Source organism: Pseudoalteromonas qingdaonensis, assembly GCF_038739665.1.
GTDB lineage: Bacteria > Pseudomonadota > Gammaproteobacteria > Enterobacterales > Alteromonadaceae > Pseudoalteromonas > Pseudoalteromonas qingdaonensis.
The window spans coordinates 14,477-33,162 of record NZ_JBCGCU010000013.1 but is presented as its reverse complement, the minus strand read 5'-3'; the positions used below and the strand labels follow the sequence as shown (position 1 = coordinate 33,162).

Below are 18,686 nucleotides of genomic sequence, written 5' to 3'. Positions count from 1 at the left end.
GCCCAACGCGACAAGATCTTAATTTGAAGGACGTAGTGGAGAAACTGCAAGCAATTCATCCCTGAAGCTGCATTGTTGCCTTTTGTCGGCCTTTCGGCAATGTGCTCCTGCATTGCTCTACTACCGCCATCCATGGCGGCAAAGGCCGACCTATAAGTGCCGCCGCTGTCGGCGGCCGACAAAAATTGTCAGGTTGAAACCTGAGCTCTGAAGCATTAGCGAATCACGGGCGCCTTGGAGTTCCAAGGGGCGGTTGCCCACCTGAAATCTTAAACGCTTTGTTAGCTTGCGTGCCAAAGTGACACAATGATTGCTTATTTCACACTTTAAGCCCATAATTCCAATGTGACATTTTGGCACAATAGGAGATAACAATATGGCTACTACTTTACCTCGCATCACGGCTAGAGTTGATGTCGATACACAAGATTTACTTACTAAGGCTGCCGCGATAGCTGGCATGTCTAGTATTAACTCATTTGTTTTAAGTGCTGCAATTGAAAAGGCTAAACAAGTCATTGAACGTGAACAGGCTTTAAAACTGAGCCAAGCTGATGCCATGTTGCTAATGGAAGCTTTAGACCGGCCTGCAACACAGAACTCAAAACTAAAAGCTGCCTCTGATCGGTACGAGAGTAAAACTCAATGATGAATACGGTACTTCTAGATAAAGCTAAACACGATAGAAACCGATTCAACTGTGGCATCGAAGCCCTCAATAATTACTTAAAAATAATGGCGAGTCAGCAAGCAAAGAAAGACAACACCCGAACGTTCGTCTTGGAAGATGATGGCGACAACTCACATATCATCGGCTTTTACACGCTAACAATGATACCCATTGACTTAAAGGCATTACCCGATAAGTTACAAAAAAAACACCAATCATCGACCTCTGGCGGTCTCATCGCTCGTCTTGCTGTAGATGACCGATACAAAGGTAAAGGCTTTGGTGAGTGGCTGCTTATCGATGCGCTCCGAAAGCTATTGGCTGCTAGTGATAGCGTTGCGTTTCCAGTTGTTATCGTTGATGCCAAAGACGGTGCAAAACATTTCTATGAGCGCTATGGTTTTCAAGCATTTCAAGACGCTGAAAACAAACTCTTCATCACCATTGCAGATGTGAGAGCAAGCTTAGGCTAGCTTTTACCAGCGCCCACTGAAGTGGTGAAGCACGCAATACCAAAGTACTGCATGGCACTTCAACATGAAAGCTCCGGCTGCTGGTTAGACAGAATAACAATACGGGCAACTTGCAGATAAGTCTGGTATTGACCACCTTGCAAGGCTAAAGCCTCGCCCACAGCAGTGCAAGACCGCCTTTGTCGGCGGCCCGACAAAAACTAATGGTGATGACCACCTTTTAGCGCCTGACCATCACTGCTATAAAAACCCGAGGCACCATGCTCGATAAAGCCCTGGTTAATCATTTTCGCCAAGAAAGGGTCTTGCTCGTTGTCGCCAACATCCGCATAGTCGGTGCTCTGGTAACTATCCCAAAGGGCGAACTGGCGCTCAACCGCTTGTGGGTTAAGCTCATAACCCTGTAGCTTTAAGCTGTTTACTTGCTGCCACTGACCTTGGTCGTCCCGCTGGCTTAGGGTCATGCTTTTTACCAGCTTAAGCTCGGGGAGCCAGGTAATGGCCAGCTTTTGCTGCTCATTGCCATGCTCATAGAATTCTTCACGTTCGCAGCTCTGCCCCTTAGAGCGCAGCGGTTGCTCCAGTAAGGCGTTGCTTACTAACTGATATTTTTGGGCCCACTCAATTTTTTGACCCTGACTTTTAAGCTCGCCTGGCTGGTACTCTATACCTCTTTGGTATTGCTCAAAATAGCGTATTGGACGTAGCTGACCTGAGCTTAAACGTTGCCATTTTTCAACAAGGCCCTGAGCCATCGCCTGATGGGCAACTTCCTGATGCAAACGCCACAGGTTAAAGTCTTTGCCATCCTGCTTGCCCTGTTGCTGCTGATAGCTGGCTTTAAGCACGTCGGCATTGGCATTACATTGCTCGGCTGGGGCTGCGTTGGCAACACCCGTTAGGGCACAACACAGTGCCGCGAGGGGAAAATACTTCATTTTTATTCCTTTAAGCAAGGCTAAGCCACGGGCTTGACCCATGGCTCGGCCCATACCTTATTACTTAGCTAGCTTAGCTTCTGCTTTGCTTACCAGGTCAGCGGCATAGTTCATCACGTGGAAGATGTAACTTTGCTCATTGGTACCTGTTACCAAGTGCGCGCCCGGGCCTTGAGCATAAACACCCACGTCCTCACCGGCGTGCGTTTCTGAGCTCATAGGTACCAGGGCTTCCTGGTGGAAACCTGGAGTTGTAGTGTCGATACCGCTAAGGTCAACACGACCGGTAACGATCGCGCCGTTATAGCTGGCGTCGGCATCGGTTTCTGCACCTAGGTCTTTAAAGCCGTTACCATTGGTGTAACCCAAGGTAGTGTAAGGCATATTATCGGCGGCCAGAGTTGGCTTATCGCTGCCTACACCGACAACTTTACCTAGAATTGGGTTACCACGCTTAGGATAACCGGCAATGGTAAATACGTGGCTGTGGTCAGCGGTAACGATAATCAGGGTTTCTTCGCTGTTGGTATTGTCGATAGCCGCTTGTACCGCATCGGCAAAGGCCACGGTATCATACAAGGCGTTATAAGCATTACCGGCATGGTGAGCATGGTCGATACGACCCGCTTCAACAGTCAGGAAGAAGCCTTCATTGTTATTATCAAGTACGTCGATGGCCTTAGTGGTCATCTCGGCCAGCGACGGCTCACCGGCTACGTCATTGGCACGGTCTTGCTCGTATTGCATATGTGATTCGTTGAATAAGCCGAATACGCGCTCTGTGTTCGCCGGGTCAATCTTATCGAAGCCAGCCTGGTCCATCACATAAGTGCCGTTTGGATAGGCTTGCTGCCATTTAGCGGTAAGGTCGATACCATCGGTACGGTCGCCCTCTGTGCTGCTTAGCGCATCGGCACTGTTAAATGCAGGGTCTTTAGGCAGGAAGTGACGACGACCGCCCCCCATAACTACCTCGATACCGTCCACATCTACTGCGAAACGTTTTTCCAGGTTTTCCTCGAAGTTAACCAGCTGCATGGCGATATCCTGACAGCCCTCGGCCACGGCAGCGGCTGGCATGTCTGATACGTCTTCCCAGTTACGGTCTGCCGACTTAGCATAGGTTGCCGCAGGCGTTGCGTGGGTGATACGTGCCGTTGAGATAACACCGGTAGACTTACCAGCAATTTCCGCCAGCTCTAATGCCGTTACCAGCTCGTTACCATAAACAGAAGCGCAGCTGCCGCGCTCTACCGCTTCGGCCACACCGATCACGCCAGCATCGGTTTTTACGCCCGAAGCCATAGCCGTCATGGTGCCCGCTGAGTCTGGTGTTTGTGCATCAACGTTATAGGTTTTTGAGAAACCAGAGTAAGGCATGGCTTCAAAGCTAAGCTGGTGTTCTTCACCGGCCTTGTTTTCTAGCTGACCGGCAAGAATACGAGCCGCAGTCACGGTAGAAACGCCCATGCCATCACCAACAAACAGGATCACGTTTTTAGCCTTGGCCGTAGTCGTTGCTAATGCTTCGCTGCGCTCCTGAGCCTGACCCACCTTTTGCTGTGCATCGGCAAACCAAGGGTTGCTGGTTAAACTTGCCAGCTCAGACGCATCCAGTGAGGTTTTAACGTCATTACAAACGGTTTTACTACCATCTACTTCGCCTTGCTCCAGCTGGCCGTTACCATTATCGTCGGCACCAACCTGAGTCAAAACACCGCCATTGATACACTGGCTGTCACCAACCGGGATAGCGCTGTCCAGGCTTAGGGTTTGTGGCGCATCATCATCCGAGCAACCAGCTAATGCAGCCAGCACTGCTAGAGAAAGAAAACTTAACTTTTTCATTTTATTAATTCCTTATTGCTTGGTTAACTCAAGCGCCGAGTCGATAATGTGGAAAACCACGCTTTGTTCAACAACACCCTGCGCCAAGTGTGCGCCTGGGCCCGTGGCATGCAGAGAAATATCTTCACCGGCATGAGTTTCTGAGCTTAATGGAATAGTTGCTTCCTGGTGGAAGCCAGGAGTCGATGTGTCCAGACCCGTGATATCTTGACGGCCCGCCATAGGCGCATCGTTGTAGCTGGCGTCGGCATCGGTTTCAACGCCCAAGTCACGGAAACCCAGACCATTGGTGTAACCCAAGGTGGTGTAAGGCTTACCATCGGCGGCTAGAGTTGGCTTCTCGCTGCCTACGGCCACAACCTGACCCAGGATAGGGTTACCACGCTTCGGATAACCGGCAATGGTAAATACGTGGCTGTGGTCGGCAGTAACCAGTATAAGGGTTTCTTCTGGGTTGGTATTTTCAACCGCATGCTGTACCGCTTTGGCCAGTTCAATGGTGTCATATAGCGCGTTGTAAGCATTACCTGCGTGGTGAGCGTGGTCGATACGACCCGATTCCACGGTTAGGAAGAAACCCTTGTCGTTATTATCAAGGATATCGATGGCTTTGGCCGTCATCTCAGAAAGCGAAGGCTCACCAGCAATATCGTTTTCGCGGTCTTGCTCATACTGCATATGCGATTCATTGAACAGCGCAAACACACGCTCGGCATTATCGCTCAGGGCTTCAAAACCGGCGCGATCCCAAACATATACACCGTTTTCGTATTGCTCTAGCCATTGCGCCGTTAAATCAAGACCATCGGTACGGTCACCTTCAACTGTGCTCAGGGCATCGCCACTGTTAAAAGCTTCGTCTTTAGGCAAGAAGTGGCGACGACCACCGCCCATCACGACTTCGATACCATCAACATCTGTACCCAGGTAGCGAGCTTCTAAATTCTTTTCAAAGTTTACCAGCTGGGTGGCAATATCCTGACAGCCTGCGGCAATCGCTTCTTCTGGCATGTCTGATACGTCTTCCCAGTTACGGTCAGCCGACTTGGCATAGGTTGCCGCTGGTGTTGCGTGGGTAATACGTGCAGTTGAAACAACACCCGTGCTTAAACCACGGATTTCAGCCAGTTCCAGCGCTGTTACCAGCTCATTGCCAGCAACCGTTGCACAGTTGCCACGCTCTACATCTTCGTCAACACCGATCACACCGGCATCGGTTTTTACACCGGAAACCATGGCTGTCATGGTACCCGCCGAATCTGGAGTCTGGGCATCGACATTATAGGTTTTTACTTGCGCCGAATACGGGAATTGCTCGAAGCTAAGGTAACCTTCTTCGCCGAGCTTATTATTATCTTGGCCCTGTAGAATACGTGCTGCGGTCAGGGTCGAAATGCCCATGCCGTCACCGACAAAAAGGATCACGTTTTTAGCTTTGGTTTTTTTCTCTGCAGTAGCCTGCTGTAGCTTAGTGTTCAGCTTGTCTTGGTCGGCTTGATACCATTGGCTGTTGGCTTGCGCTTCTGGCAAAACAGATGCAAATGCCTGGCTTGATAGGGCCAGAGCCACTGATGTAGCAAGGGCTAACTTTGTCACTTTCATGATTGGTTCCCGAGTATTGGTTAAATAGCGCAGGATAGAGATACGCCTCTGTTGCGCTGATGCTTCAAAGCAAGGAGCTTCCTTGCTGCAGCCCATACTCTAGAGAAGGAATGTTGCTAAAAAATAACTGTTTGTTGACCCTAAGATGACGAAAATATGACAAAGAGAAGTCAGTAAGGACGCCAGCTGGCGAGATTTTAGGCATAAAAAAACCCAAGTCTAGGACTTGGGTTTTTCTGTAAAAAGGCGGCTAATTACTTAGCAGCTTTTTTCGCTTTTTCAGCGGCAATTACTTCTTCAGCAACGTTGTTTGGACATGCTGAGTAGTGTGAGAACTCCATAGAGAACTGACCACGACCTGAAGTAATAGTACGTAGGTGGCCGATGTAACCGAACATCTCTGAAAGTGGTACTTCACCCTTGATGCGAACGCCCATAGCGCCTGCTTCTTGGTCTTTGATCATACCACGACGACGGTTAAGGTCACCGATTACGTCACCCACGTTGTCTTCCGGAGTGAACACGTCAACTTTCATGATTGGCTCAAGAAGCTGAGGGCCCGCTTTAGGGATAGACTGACGGAATGCGCCTTTAGCAGCGATTTCGAACGCGATTGCTGATGAGTCAACTGCGTGGAAGCCACCGTCGAATAGCTCAACTTCAACGTCTAGCACTGGGAAGCCTGCAAGAACACCTTCGTGCATCATTGATGCGAAGCCTTTCTCAACTGCTGGCCAGAATTCCTTAGGAACGTTACCACCAACAACTGTAGAAGTGAAAGTGAAGCCAGAGTTAGGCTCACCAGGCTTGATACGGTAGTCGATCTTACCGAACTGACCAGAACCACCAGACTGTTTCTTGTGCGTGTAGCTATCTTCAACTTCTTGCGTGATAGTTTCACGGTAAGCAACCTGAGGCTGACCAACGATTAGGTCTACACCGTAAGTACGCTTAAGGATGTCTACCTTGATGTCTAGGTGAAGCTCACCCATACCTTTAAGGATGGTTTCACCTGAATCTTCGTCAGTTTCAACTTGGAAAGAAGGATCTTCTGCAACCATTTTACCGATAGCAACACCCATCTTCTCGTTACCGCCTTTGTCCTTAGGAGCAACAGCGATTGAGATTACTGGATCAGGGAAGATCATTGGCTCTAGTGTACATTCATGCTTAGGATCACAAAGAGTGTGACCAGTTTGCACGTTCTTCATACCTACAACAGCGATGATGTCACCAGCTTGTGCAGAAGAAAGCTCTGTACGCTCATCCGCGTGCATCTCAACCATACGGCCGATACGCTCAGTTTTACCAGTAGCAGAGTTAAGGATGGTGTCACCCTTGTTAAGCTTACCTGAGTAAATACGGATAAAGGTTAGGGCGCCGAAACGGTCGTCCATGATCTTAAACGCAAGTGCGCGGAATGGTTCGTCAACAGAAACTGTTGCTACTTCACCAGTCGCTTCACCTGTATCAGGATCAGTTAGTGGCTGTGGATCAACTTCAGTTGGAGACGGTAGGTAGTCAACAACAGCGTCAAGGATAGGCTGCATACCTTTGTTACGGTAAGCAGAACCACAGAAAGTTGGGAAGAAGGCTAGATCACGAGTACCTTTACGGATACAAGCTTTGATCTGCTCTAGAGAAGGCATTTCACCTTCCATGTAGGCTTCCATTAGGTCATCGTCTTGCTCAACAGCAGTTTCGATTAGCATCTCATGGTATTCTTCTACTTTCTCTACCATGTCTGCAGGAACGTCTGTGATTTCGTAGTTTTCTGGAAGACCAGTTTCGTCCCAGATGTACGCTTTCTTTTCAAGAACGTCAACAACACCACAGAAGTCATCTTCGATACCGATAGGTAGAGTCATAACTAGAGGAGTTGCAGCTAGTACGTTTTCTACTTGGTCAACAACACGGTAGAAGTCAGCACCCATACGGTCTAGTTTGTTAACGAAGATAAGACGAGCAACGCCAGATTCGTTAGCATAACGCCAGTTAGTTTCTGATTGCGGCTCAACACCACCAGAACCACAGAATACACCGATACCACCGTCTAGTACTTTAAGTGAACGGTATACTTCGATAGTGAAGTCTACGTGTCCAGGAGTATCGATGATGTTGAAACGGTGGTCTTTCCAGAAACAGGTAGTCGCAGCTGACTGGATTGTAATACCACGCTCAGCTTCCTGTTCCATGAAGTCAGTTGTGGTAGAACCATCGTGGCTGTCGCCCATTTTGTGGATCTTACCGGTAAGCTTAAGAATACGTTCTGTAGAGGTCGTTTTACCCGCATCAACGTGCGCGAAAATACCAATGTTTCTGTATTTGGATAAATCTGCCATTTCTATACTCTGATTGGTCGAAAAATTATTCGGCGGGAGTATATCACCTCTCGTGGCGAACATCATCATAGAAACCGCTTAAAATGCAATCAAATTTAGAAAAACTAAGCGAGCAGGTCCTCGCGGATGCTGAAAATGTCGCCCGCTGCCGCACCATGTTAAAAAATGAATTAAAAACTGTGAAAAGCTAATATTTTTGGAACGAAAAAAACAATAAAGCAGGGAAATATCAAGCTGATATTAGCGAGAACAAGGTATAAAGGCGATACGCAGTGGTGGCGTTCCTGAATGTTCTAGAGTGAACTCAAAGAAAGTTTACAAGGAAAGCGTTTGCGGGAGCTGTGAACGTTGAAAGCGAACCGACGACCGGAGATCGATAATTGTAAATTCAAGAGAGAATAATAAGGGAATCTACCAAGGAATTGGTTGCGGGAGCTGTGAATATTGAAGGCGAACCGACGACCGGAGGTCGAATTATACTAAATTTGAAAACTTTAAGTGAGGAAACACTAAGAAGTTGGTTGCGGGAGCCGGATTTGAACCGACGACCTTCGGGTTATGAGCCCGACGAGCTACCAGGCTGCTCCATCCCGCGCCTGTAGACTTTAAAGCTTCATTATCGTCGGGAACCGACGACCTTCGGCTTTTTCTGGTTTAGCGAGTCCGACGGATGATTTATCATCCTGCTCCATCCCGCGCCAGTAGACTTTAAAGCTTCATTTATCGTCGGGAACCGACGACCTTCGGCTTTTTCTGGTTTAGCAGTCCGGCGAATGATTTATCATTCTGCTCCATCCCGCGCCAGTAGACTGAAGGTTGTTTTACTTCTACCAAACAAAAGAAGTGGTTGCGGGAGCCGGATTTGAACCGACGACCTTCGGGTTATGAGCCCGACGAGCTACCAGGCTGCTCCATCCCGCGCCTGTAATTGTCTTAGCTGAGTTTCGTCGGGAACCGACGACCTTCGGCTTTTTCTGGTTTAGCAGTCCGGCGAATGATTTATCATTCTGCTCCATCCGCGCCAGTAGACTTGAAAGTTGTTTTACTTCTGCTTTCGAAAGAAGTGGCGTATCCAATCAAGAAGTGGTTGCGGGAGCCGGATTTGAACCGACGACCTTCGGGTTATGAGCCCGACGAGCTACCAGGCTGCTCCATCCCGCGCCAGTAGACTTTAAAGCTTCATTATCGTCGGTAACCGACGACCTTCGGCTTTTAGGCTTAGCAGTCCGGCGAATGATTTATCATTCTGCTCCATCCCGCGCCTGTAATTTCGAAACCTAACCTGCCAATAAATGACTTAATTTAGCTTCTATCACCGGTATTGAGGAGTACCCCCTAGCCAGCGAGAGCGTCATAATATAGCAAAAGAGTGAAAATGCAAGTTTAAATACCAAGAACGTGACTGGATGCTGCTTTTTCCACCAATTCAGTCGTGGTGCGAGCGTTGATGTGGGCTGATCATCTTTTGCCATTCCCAATCGGGGTGACCCATAACTATAAAGTCGGGATTTTCGGTCGACTCCCTTTGATTATAGGTCAGAGGATTGAATTCGGCATCGGTAATACTGCCTCCCGCCTCTTCGACTATTACCTGTGAGGCGCCGGTATCCCACTCGCCTGTAGGGCCGATACGCATAAAGCAGTCGGCTTTACCTTCGGCAACAATGCAGGCCTTTAACGAGCAAGAGCCTAAGGGTACGGTATCAAATGTGGTATTGAGGTATTGGCTTACCGCTTCGAGTTTTTGCCTGCGACTGACCGCAAGCGTAAGGCCACCTGGTTGCGCCACACTAATACGCTCTATGCCTTTAGCAGTCTTTTTAAAAGCGCCATGTTGGTAGGTGGCATAATAGGTGATGTTTTTCGCCGGCCAGTGGATCACCCCTAAAACCGGGCGATTATTCTCTACTAAGGCAATATTGACGGCAAAGTCACCGCTTTGAAGAATAAACTCGCCGGTGCCATCCATGGGGTCCAACAACCAATAACGGGACCAGTGTTTTCTGTCCGCCAAAGGGGGAATAGGCGTTTCTTCGGACATAATGGGGATATCGCTTGCTAATTCTTGCAGACCGGCGACCAATACCGCATTCGCCGCAAGGTCGGCCTTAGTGACCGGCGTATCATCGGCTTTTACTTGCCTGCCAATATCCGGCTGACGATAAATCGCCATAATTGCTAAGCCAGCCTGTTCAGCCAATTCAATGCATGGCTCTAAGAATTGTTGCAACTTTACCCCCTCTCCTAAAACTTACTAGCAAGCCTTTACTAATAATAGCAAAGCGGCAACGCTTCGCGCCTCGGTAAAATCCGGCTCCGCCAAGAGTTGCTGCCATTGTGCTTTTGGCCAATACACCACTTCTAAGGGTTCGGGCTCATCACCGGATAAACGTTCGGGATAAAGCTCAGTGGCGGCAATAATGTGCATATGGGCATTAAAATAACTTGGCGCCAATGACACCTTCTTGAGAGCCTCCAAGTTATGGGCGCCAAAGCCTACTTCTTCTTTAAGCTCACGCACCGCCGCCTGCTCAGGGCTTTCGCCGGGATCGATCAAGCCTTTTGGAAAGCCCAGCTGATAATCATTGGTGCCGGCACAATACTCACGCACCAGGATCAGCTCATCATTTTCGGTCACTGGCACTATAAGCACAGCCCCTCTGCCGCCGCCACGAATACGTTCATACTGGCGCTGCTCACCGTTGGAAAAACATAAATCTAAGGTCTCGACGGTGAATAAGCGGCTTTGAGCAACCACTTGAGTGCCTAAAATTTGTGGAGGAGTTGGATGCTTTTTCTGTGTCATGGCCACGACTTTGTTATTATCACCTTAATGCTCATCATAATTGTTTTAATAGGAAAAGCCTATGCCAAATTGGGCCAATATCGACACCGTGCTACTGGATATGGATGGCACTTTACTGGATCTGCATTTTGACAATCATTTTTGGCTGGAGTTGATCCCCCAAGCCTATGCCAAGCGTCACCAAATCAGTCTTGCCGAAGCCCGCGATGTCATAGCCCAGCGCTATGAAGAGGTGCATGGACAACTGCAATGGTACTGTCTGGATTACTGGCAGCAGGAATTACAGTTACCAATCATGGAGCTTAAACGCGAGATACAACACCTTATCTCCATTCGCGATGATGCTATTGTGTTTCTCAAGGCCTTAAAAGCAGCGGGTAAGGAATTGATTCTGCTCACCAATGCCCACCGCGACAGTTTAAGCCTGAAGGTGGAGATAACCGAGCTGGATCAGTATCTGGATCTGCTTATTTCCACTCATGACTATGGTGTCAGCAAGGAAGAGCAGAGTTTATGGCAACAGGTGCAAGAGGATTTGAAATTCGATAAGGAACGCACCTTGTTTGTGGACGACAGTGCGGCTGTGCTGGCATCGGCCAAACGCTTTGGTATTGGCCATCTGCTGGCGGTGGCCAACCCGGATAGCAAGCAACCAAGTCGCCAGCTAGCCGGGTATGAAAATATCACCGACTATCGGGATATTTTACCTATTTAGGGTTACTTACGCCGGGTAACGTTGTTGTAAGCCCTGGTAAACCAGGTGGGCAAAGTCTGGATTTTCTGTATCCAGGCTTTTCACCACTTCAACCAGGTGCTCGTTGTCTTCCTGACCATGCCATACCTTGATATAGGTGCCATCCTTATAGCCGTTATCCTGACGGAAGAAGTTAAGGGTGTTCTTGCCAACATAGCCACGATACAGATCATCGATATTCATGCCGATTTGCTGCATACAGCCAGCAAATGCCGCGGCATTAAAAGCTTTGTCATTTACCGCGCTGGCGGCCAAGACTTCTAAAGTGGCTTTAAAATCTGCTTCGCTATGTACTTGCGCCATTTCCTGCTCAAGGGCGGCGGCCAGATCGGTAAAGGAGGTTTCACCATCAATGCGCAGGCTTAGGCCAAAGTGAAAAATATCCACCAGCTCTAAAATTACTTGCTCGGTGTCGGGCGTTTGCTTTTTCCACCATTTCCAGCCGTAGTGATCAAGCATTTCCGCACACTCAACCCAAATTGCACGATACCATTCAAAGCCTTGGTCAAACCATTGCTCGTGAACTTTAGTATTCATGGCATGTTGCATTTCCAACATAACGGCTATTTTTTTTGCAGCACTCGACATTTTATCTCTCACATTCGCGGTTAATAAACCTATCATACCGTTATCTGCAAAGAGAGTGAAAGGGATTAGCCACTTCCCCTACTCTGGCTCTAGGCCTGCAGCGAATTCAAGGCAATAAAAAAGGAGCCCAGGCTCCTTTTTTGTGTATCTTAAGTTTTATCTTAAGCGGTAATCACAGACCCCTTCGGTCACATATCGGGACGCAAAAGGTGCACCACTGGTAAATTCAAAACGCATATCCTGAAGATTAAAAATAGGATGCGGATGCTCTTGAATCCATTGCTGAGTAGCCTGACAGATACCTTCCAGTTTATGCAAGCGAAAGGTGTCTACCACCACCACGGCATTGCCTTGCTCCAGGTAGCTGCGCTGAATATTCTCAACCCAATCAGTGTGAGTAAAGTTATTACGCAGATAAAAAGCCAGGTCGGTTTCGTCGGCTTCTTTAGGGCCTACGTCCGGTGCCTGACGTGCTTTTTGCGCAAACTGCATCAGCGACATCTGCTCACGCATCACCTGCTCACGGTGCCCTGCAGGACAAGACTCTGTAGTGTAAGTCACTTTACCCGAAGGGCTAATACACTTATTCAACTTCTTTTCATTCGCCTGAGCAGTAAATGCTGCAGCGATAATAATTAACAATATAGACCAATAGTGCATTGTTATTCTCTTTCTAATAGGCACGAGCACAACAATTTTGCCAAAACAAACACAGGTGCACAAGTGTTATAAAACTGTTGCACTGAAAGCAGCTAAGCTAGCGATTTTCCAAGCGATTATAATCTAACAGTCCGTATTCAATGCCGCGGTAGCGCTGTGAGACCCGGTGTAACAAGTCGCTATAGTGCCAAAAATCCGGGTCGCTGCGACGTACTGCAAAGCGACTCTTCAGGGCGCGGTACTGCTGCTCATTGCGCACCTGCTCCAAGCCTTGCACAAAGGCTGGCAACTGCTCTTCACTGAGCACCCATAAGGCTTCCGGGTAATCACCGATAAAACCTGGCACCAGCATCGCCTTGTCTTCATCGTAAGCGCGCTGCGCTTCTTCGCGTAGCAGACTGCTGATGTTGTAGTGGGCGTTATGGTGCACCAGGCTATAGGCCTGATACTCAGACTCCTTATCGCCCACCAGGATATAACTGACCTGGGGCAGCAGGTTGACCGCCTTGCTATCTAACTTATTAAGGCGCTGTAACACCTCTGGTGCCTGACGATAGTCATAACGCTTGCTCAGCACAGGCTCCAACTTGGCCGCCAGCTTGTTGTAAAGCTCCTGCTGCATATCATCACTGCTATAGCTTATGCCGCTAGGCTGGGTAAAGCGGATGTCCGAGTCTTTAAGGAACTCGACCAGGCTTTTCGGTGAGCGGCGATACCAGTGGGCACGCAATTGGGCACGCTCCTCCAGTGGCAACAGCGATAAGAAGTTGTCTTCCCCTTCCATACGCAAAAAATCCATATAAAGACGGGTGATCAGCTGATGACCGACATTGCCGTAAACATCAAACCCGGCCACCAGCAGGTAGTGAATACGCTCAAATAGAGAATAGTCGAGGATCCACGCCGTTTTCGGCGCTTCGCCCACCCAGCCCTTCACCACAGTGGCACTGTTAAAGTGACGGAAAATGGTCAAGGCGGCATTGTCGTTATGGCCTTCACCCTGCCAAAGAAGGTCCGGGGTTAAATGCCGACCGTCGGCAAACACCTCATTTGCCAGTGCCGCCTTGGCTTCTAGAAACTTGCTTTGCTTGGCGGCATATTTGACCCAGCTCGAGATGGGCAGCGCATTGCTTTGCTCCTGCGCCGGCATATCCAGGGCATCTTCGTGGCGCTCTAAAAACTGCTCAAATTGCTCGGCGCCGATAAATTGCGGGTCAACAAAGGCCACCCAAAACTGGTCGTTGATCACATTAAGGGCGATTTGCCCGCGACATACCGGGCCTTGAATAAAGCCGCGAATTATCAGCTCAGCCTCGTCCAACATAAACTGATAACGAGAGCGCACTGGGATGGCGGCAAAGGCCTTAAAGGGGTTGGAAGCCACCTCTATGTTATAACCGGGCAAGCGGCTGACCTGGTAATCGGTATCGATAAACTGTTGCTGCAAACGCGCTAGTTTGCCGTCATTCAGCGCTAGCGGAATATTGGTTTTCGCCAGCACTGTGCTGTGGGACGCCAGCAAGCGGTAATAAACACGCTCGACCTTAGGGTCTTCATAAGGACGGCGGGTGGCGATCACCTTAACGGCCTGTCCCGGCGGCGTGCTGGAGCGCACCAGTTTAAAGAATTGTCCGCGCTCCACATCGGCAAAATAGATATTGGCCAGATACCAATGCTCATAAATATAACGGGCGCTCAATCTGTGCTTTAGCTCGTCACGGTTAAGAAAGGCTTCCCACTTATCGACCTCAAGCTGCAACTCGGTACTGATTGCCTGGGCTTCGGGTAAGGGCGCTCCCAGCTGCAACCAATTCGTCAGGGTTGCCATTTCCGCACTGTTTAGCGCCGGCAAGCCATAAGGCATACCCGCCAAGGGGTTGTCGATGGCGTAGTCGTCAAACTCTTCTATGGTCGGGCAGCTTTGCTGGCGATCCAGGCTAAAGTCAAATTCTTTACCCAAAATGGCTTGCTCTGGCAGCGGATGCTGCTGTTTAAGAGCCAGGGAGCGATACATAACGCTGGCCATTAAATTGGCATGGGGGTTTTGTTGGCGCTCGTTTAAGACTGGGTTAAACCCCTTTTCACGCCACTGCGCCGTGGTGTGTGCATCGATAAACAAGCGGCTCGGCTCGGACGCCAACAGCCTGGTGCCATCGTACACCAGATCTTTTGAAGTGCCGCGCTCTATGCCCTCAGGTGAGGACATTTTCAGCTGGCAGGGCGCATCATAACAGCCATGACAGACCACACAGCGGTTATCGATTATGGGCTTTACTTCTTGTTGGAAGTAGTCCTGCTGCTCGATGGCAACGGGGTGCTGGCGATTTTCCACCAGCTGTTGACCGTAAAGGCTGTCGTACTTCTGGGCGCCAAACACGGCGCAGCCGGTACAAAATACCAGAAGCAGCATCCAGGCCAGTTTATTCATAGTCGTCACCGAGGTCGAAAGTTGGCATCATTTCCAACTGGGGCGAGACATAGCTTTGACCATCACTGCATTCCAGCACTGCCGCCAATAGCGGGCCGCGACTTAGCGTCAACATGGCCTGATGCTCACAAGGCAATAAGGGTTGAGCCTGAGGGCGCAGCTCGTAGCTGCTAAGCTGCAGGCTTACCGTTTGCTCGGCGCTGGGGTTTTGGCATAAATGCGCCAACAGGTCTTCGTCCAGCTCTACTTCTAACAGCAGATCTGGTTCATTCATGTCGCGAGAATAAAGTGAGTCATTAAGTAAAAACAAAGGTAGGCTAAGCACAGCGCCTTGCGATAATTCCACGGAAAACCCCGAAAAAAAGTCGATAATCAGCCCTCATAATAGCAAAAAAGTCTTTGCTTTGGCTGCTTTTATAACCAGATAGGTTATATTAACCAAGTAATTAGGGAGGAAAATGCACATGACAGTACTTTTAATCATACTGGTTGTTGTCGCCATAGCCGTGGTAATAATCTTCAACAATCTAGTACAGTATAAAAACGAATTTCAAAATGCCTTTGCACAGATAGATGTGCAATTACACCGCCGTCACGACCTGGTGCCCAACCTGGTTGCCACTGCGCAGGCGTATCTGGATCATGAAAACACCACCCTAAAAGCGGTTACAGCCGCCCGCAACCAGGCGGTAAGCGCCCTGCAAGCCCTGCATCAGGGCAATATCGACGCCACCAAATTAGCTCAGCTGGCCGCCAGTGAAGGCGCGCTAAGTAGCGCTCTGGGTGCATTGCAAATTAGTGTCGAGGATTACCCCGACCTTAAAGCCGACAGCACCATGGCTAATTTAAGCGAAGAGCTTACCAGCACAGAGAATCGCATTGCTTTTGCCCGTCAGGCATATAACGACGCGGTGATGCAATACAACAGCTTTAAGCAAAGCTTCCCACCTGTACTGGTCGCAAAAATGACGGGCCATGGTATCGACGCACCACTGTTGCAGCTGGAAGACCCACAAGCACAACGTCAGGCACCAAAAGTATCCTTTAACTAGCCGTGCAAAACTTCTTTGAACACCAGCGCCAGGCCAGACGTAAAACCTGGCTGCTGGTTACCTTATTTGTTCTCGCGGTCACCCTGCTGATCGCCCTCGCCCATTGGCCATTACTCTGGCTGATGCGTGTCTTCGCCACCGATCCCTATACATTCTTTAATTATGGCTTACAGCCTCTGGATAATGGCGGCCGTATTCACCTTGGCGTCACCCTAACCATAGGCTCAGTGATCATGGTGGCCGTACTCTATAAGTATTTTCAATTGCGCCGCGGCGGTCATATTATTGCTCAACAACTCGGTGGCGAGCAGGTGCAAAGCAACAGCTATGATCCATTGCATCGCCAGCTGCTTAATGTGGTTGAAGAGGTTGCCATCGCTGCACGAATGCCGGTACCCGGGGTTTATGTACTTGAACGTCAGCCCAGCATCAATGCCTTTGCCGCCGGTTATCACAGACAGGACAGCGTGATTGCCGTTACTCAGGGAGCCTTACAACAGCTAAGTCGCGAGCAATTACAGGCGGTGGTAGCCCATGAATTCAGCCATATTCGTCACGGCGATGTACGCCTTAATGTACGCATGACGGCCCTGCTTTTTGGCATCACCTTTATTGGCCAGGCCGGTGAAAATCTTATCTACAGCGCCATGAATGCATCGCGCCGACACGCCCAAAAAGGCGACGGAGCCGGCTTTGGCGCCATAGTCGGTCTGATACTCACCCTGTTTGGCTGGCTTGGAACTCAGCTTGGCGACGCTATTAAGGCCCTGGTCTGTCGCCAGCGGGAATATCTCGCCGATGCCGGAGCCGCCGAACTCACCCGCGCCCCTTATGACCTGGCTCAGGCTTTACTGGTAATAGCTGAAAGCCCACGTAAAAACACCCTGAGACAAAATAACGCGCATTTATATAGTCATTTGTTTTTTTCCGATGCGCTCAGCCCCTGGCTATCCTGGTTAAGCACCCACCCGCCTCTGAGCAAGCGCATAAAAGCACTCGACCCCAGCTGGAGAGGCGTGCTTACCAAACGCCCTAGAGGTCATGCTCATGCGACTGTGCATGGCGCCATGATGGCAGCGCATGAGCAAAGTCAGTTTCAGGTGGAGCGACATCAAAACAACAGCCTGAATCAGATAAAACTTGAAGGAATCGATGCCAACCTTGGTTACCTGGCTCATGAGCCAGTGGATGCCCAGTGGCTGGTAATGCTGCTGTGCTTACATCAAGACTGGCAGCAACGCCAAGCACAACTGCGTCAGATTGTTGCTTTACCCTATGTCGATGCGTTTAAATTCGACCAGGCCGAAACCTCATTGTCTGCACTTGGTTTGAGTAAAAAGCTGATGCTGTTGGAGGTTGCCATAGGAGCACTACGTTGTTTACCACCACATGGACAGCGGGAGTTTTTAGCCAAGCTAAAGAATATTGTTGTGGTAGATGGTAGTTTGGACCTGCATGCCTGGTCCTTCTATGAACTGAGTGCCCACGCTCTGAGTGAAGCCAGTACAGGCGCCATAGGTGGTCTTAATAAAAAACTTATCGGAACGGCCTGCGAGCAATTGCTTAACGCTCTTGCCAGCTTTGGTCACAGTGATGAGCAGCAGCAAGCCACAGCACTTAAGGCGGCCTCTGAAGCCTTGCAGTTACCCATGCGCTATTATGGTGACGCCCAATGTCAGATCACCCGTTTGCAACGGGCATTAAGCATAGTGAAAGCCTTGCCGCAGGCGAAGAAGCAGGCGCTGGTTCAAGCCTGCCAGCTCTGCATTAGCCACGATGGCGACATTAATGAGGCGGAGCAGGTGATCTTATACACACTTGCCGCCTGCTTAAATGTAGATAGTGAACTAGTGAGTCGCTTACCAGGGTAAGCGCTCACCATTGGCATGCCAAAAGCCGCCAGTATTGGCCAAGTCCAGCTCGGCGATCCGCTGCTTTATGCGCTGCGCCGCGACCTCGGGGCTAACATCACCGGCAAAACCCACCATACGCGTTTGCACAAACCCGGGATGAAATAGACCAACCGCCACGGCACGGGGCTTAAGTTCGTGAGCCAGACTTACGGCGGCGGCATTCAAGGCTGCTTTAGACATGCGATAGCCGATATAACCACCGGAGCCATTATCGGCAATAGAGCCCATGCGTGAGGTGATCATCGCCACCTTGGCACCGGCGGGCAATAAATGCCCCAAGGCATGGGTCACACGCAAAGGTGCCAGGGCGTTAACGGCAAACTGCCGCTCTATTACCGTAAAGTCCATATCGGCCAAGGTTTCATTGTGCAATAGCCCGGCGTTGTTAATAAGAATATCTATGGGCTTGTTGTCGAGCTTAGCTGCCAGATCACGTACCTGCTCTGGTTCGCAAACATCGATACCAGAGATCACCTGAACACCTAAAGCATCTAGTTCATCGCTGCTTTGGCGCACCAAGGCGCTTACTTCGGCACCGGCATTCACGTACTGCCTAGCCAATTCCAGACCTATGCCACGATTGGCACCTGTGATCACTACATGTTGAGTCAT

At 49.7% G+C, this 18,686-nt stretch carries 16 protein-coding genes and 3 tRNA genes; 5 read left to right on the top strand and 14 right to left on the bottom strand.

The genetic code is table 11. The features are described from left to right. Window positions 1-376 precede the first annotated feature (376 nt). Window positions 377-649, top strand: coding sequence for a type II toxin-antitoxin system TacA family antitoxin (locus WCN91_RS11720; RefSeq protein WP_275863087.1), 273 nt, complete (start codon window positions 377-379; stop codon window positions 647-649). Further along, window positions 646-1,143 (top strand): GNAT family N-acetyltransferase, encoded by a 498-nt coding sequence (locus tag WCN91_RS11715; protein ID WP_342679254.1) that lies wholly within the window; start codon window positions 646-648, stop codon window positions 1,141-1,143. Before WCN91_RS11720 ends, WCN91_RS11715 begins: the two co-directional genes overlap by 4 nt. A 200-nt stretch (window positions 1,144-1,343) precedes the next feature. Here the strand turns inward: WCN91_RS11715 and WCN91_RS11710 are convergent, their stop codons facing one another. The 9 genes from WCN91_RS11710 to nudE all read right to left on the bottom strand — a co-directional run bounded on the left by WCN91_RS11710 (window position 1,344) and on the right by nudE (window position 10,679). Next, entirely contained in the window at window positions 1,344-2,081 is a 738-nt protein-coding gene (locus WCN91_RS11710) for a hypothetical protein (protein ID WP_342679252.1), read from the bottom strand. Between the two features lie 60 nt (window positions 2,082-2,141). Next, the gene (locus tag WCN91_RS11705) at window positions 2,142-3,929 is read right to left on the bottom strand and encodes an alkaline phosphatase (RefSeq protein WP_342679250.1); all 1,788 of its coding nucleotides are present in this window, start codon (window positions 3,927-3,929) and stop codon (window positions 2,142-2,144) included. A gap of 12 nt (window positions 3,930-3,941) precedes the next feature. Further along, the gene (locus WCN91_RS11700; RefSeq protein WP_342679248.1) at window positions 3,942-5,531 is read right to left on the bottom strand and encodes an alkaline phosphatase; all 1,590 of its coding nucleotides are present in this window, start codon (window positions 5,529-5,531) and stop codon (window positions 3,942-3,944) included. 254 nt (window positions 5,532-5,785) lie between these two features. After that, on the bottom strand, window positions 5,786-7,873 hold the full coding sequence (fusA, locus tag WCN91_RS11695; RefSeq protein ID WP_342679361.1) for an elongation factor G: 2,088 nt from the start codon (window positions 7,871-7,873) through the stop codon (window positions 5,786-5,788). A 518-nt stretch (window positions 7,874-8,391) separates the two neighbouring features. Beyond that, window positions 8,392-8,468: transfer RNA gene (locus WCN91_RS11690), tRNA-Met, on the bottom strand. Between the two features lie 249 nt (window positions 8,469-8,717). Continuing rightward, window positions 8,718-8,794, bottom strand: a tRNA-Met gene (locus tag WCN91_RS11685). A 163-nt stretch (window positions 8,795-8,957) separates the two neighbouring features. Then, a tRNA-Met gene (locus WCN91_RS11680) sits at window positions 8,958-9,034 on the bottom strand. A gap of 265 nt (window positions 9,035-9,299) precedes the next feature. Beyond that, entirely contained in the window at window positions 9,300-10,103 is an 804-nt protein-coding gene (gene cysQ, locus WCN91_RS11675) for a 3'(2'),5'-bisphosphate nucleotidase CysQ (protein WP_342679246.1), read from the bottom strand. A gap of 24 nt (window positions 10,104-10,127) precedes the next feature. Continuing rightward, complete coding sequence (gene nudE, locus WCN91_RS11670; protein ID WP_342679244.1) at window positions 10,128-10,679, bottom strand: ADP compounds hydrolase NudE; 552 nt, start codon at window positions 10,677-10,679, stop codon at window positions 10,128-10,130. A gap of 61 nt (window positions 10,680-10,740) precedes the next feature. Here nudE and yrfG point away from each other — a divergent pair, with 61 nt between their 5' ends. Then, a complete protein-coding gene (gene yrfG / locus WCN91_RS11665; RefSeq protein ID WP_342679242.1) occupies window positions 10,741-11,394 on the top strand; it encodes a GMP/IMP nucleotidase in 654 nt (217 codons plus the stop codon). A 6-nt stretch (window positions 11,395-11,400) separates the two neighbouring features. Here yrfG and WCN91_RS11660 read toward each other — a convergent pair whose 3' ends face one another. From WCN91_RS11660 to WCN91_RS11645, 4 genes are all read right to left on the bottom strand, one after another. Beyond that, window positions 11,401-12,021, bottom strand: a complete 621-nt coding sequence (locus tag WCN91_RS11660) for a dUTP diphosphatase (protein ID WP_342679240.1) — start codon at window positions 12,019-12,021, stop codon at window positions 11,401-11,403. Between the two features lie 156 nt (window positions 12,022-12,177). Further along, window positions 12,178-12,681: a hypothetical protein gene (locus tag WCN91_RS11655; protein WP_342679239.1), complete on the bottom strand. Its 504-nt coding sequence runs from the start codon at window positions 12,679-12,681 to the stop codon at window positions 12,178-12,180. 97 nt (window positions 12,682-12,778) lie between these two features. Further along, a complete protein-coding gene (locus tag WCN91_RS11650) occupies window positions 12,779-15,109 on the bottom strand; it encodes a fatty acid cis/trans isomerase (protein ID WP_342679238.1) in 2,331 nt (776 codons plus the stop codon). Beyond that, window positions 15,102-15,455, bottom strand: a complete 354-nt coding sequence (locus WCN91_RS11645) for a hypothetical protein (RefSeq protein ID WP_342679237.1) — start codon at window positions 15,453-15,455, stop codon at window positions 15,102-15,104. Before WCN91_RS11645 ends, WCN91_RS11650 begins: the two co-directional genes overlap by 8 nt. A 118-nt stretch (window positions 15,456-15,573) precedes the next feature. On the opposite strand from WCN91_RS11645, the gene WCN91_RS11640 reads away from it, so the two are divergent. Both WCN91_RS11640 and WCN91_RS11635 read left to right on the top strand, forming a co-directional pair. Then, window positions 15,574-16,161: a LemA family protein gene (locus WCN91_RS11640; protein WP_342679236.1), complete on the top strand. Its 588-nt coding sequence runs from the start codon at window positions 15,574-15,576 to the stop codon at window positions 16,159-16,161. Between the two features lie 2 nt (window positions 16,162-16,163). Beyond that, window positions 16,164-18,032: a M48 family metallopeptidase gene (locus WCN91_RS11635; protein ID WP_342679235.1), complete on the top strand. Its 1,869-nt coding sequence runs from the start codon at window positions 16,164-16,166 to the stop codon at window positions 18,030-18,032. Here WCN91_RS11635 and WCN91_RS11630 read toward each other — a convergent pair. Then, on the bottom strand, window positions 18,021-18,686 hold the full coding sequence (locus WCN91_RS11630) for an SDR family oxidoreductase (protein ID WP_342679234.1): 666 nt from the start codon (window positions 18,684-18,686) through the stop codon (window positions 18,021-18,023). The genes WCN91_RS11635 and WCN91_RS11630 overlap by 12 nt on opposite strands.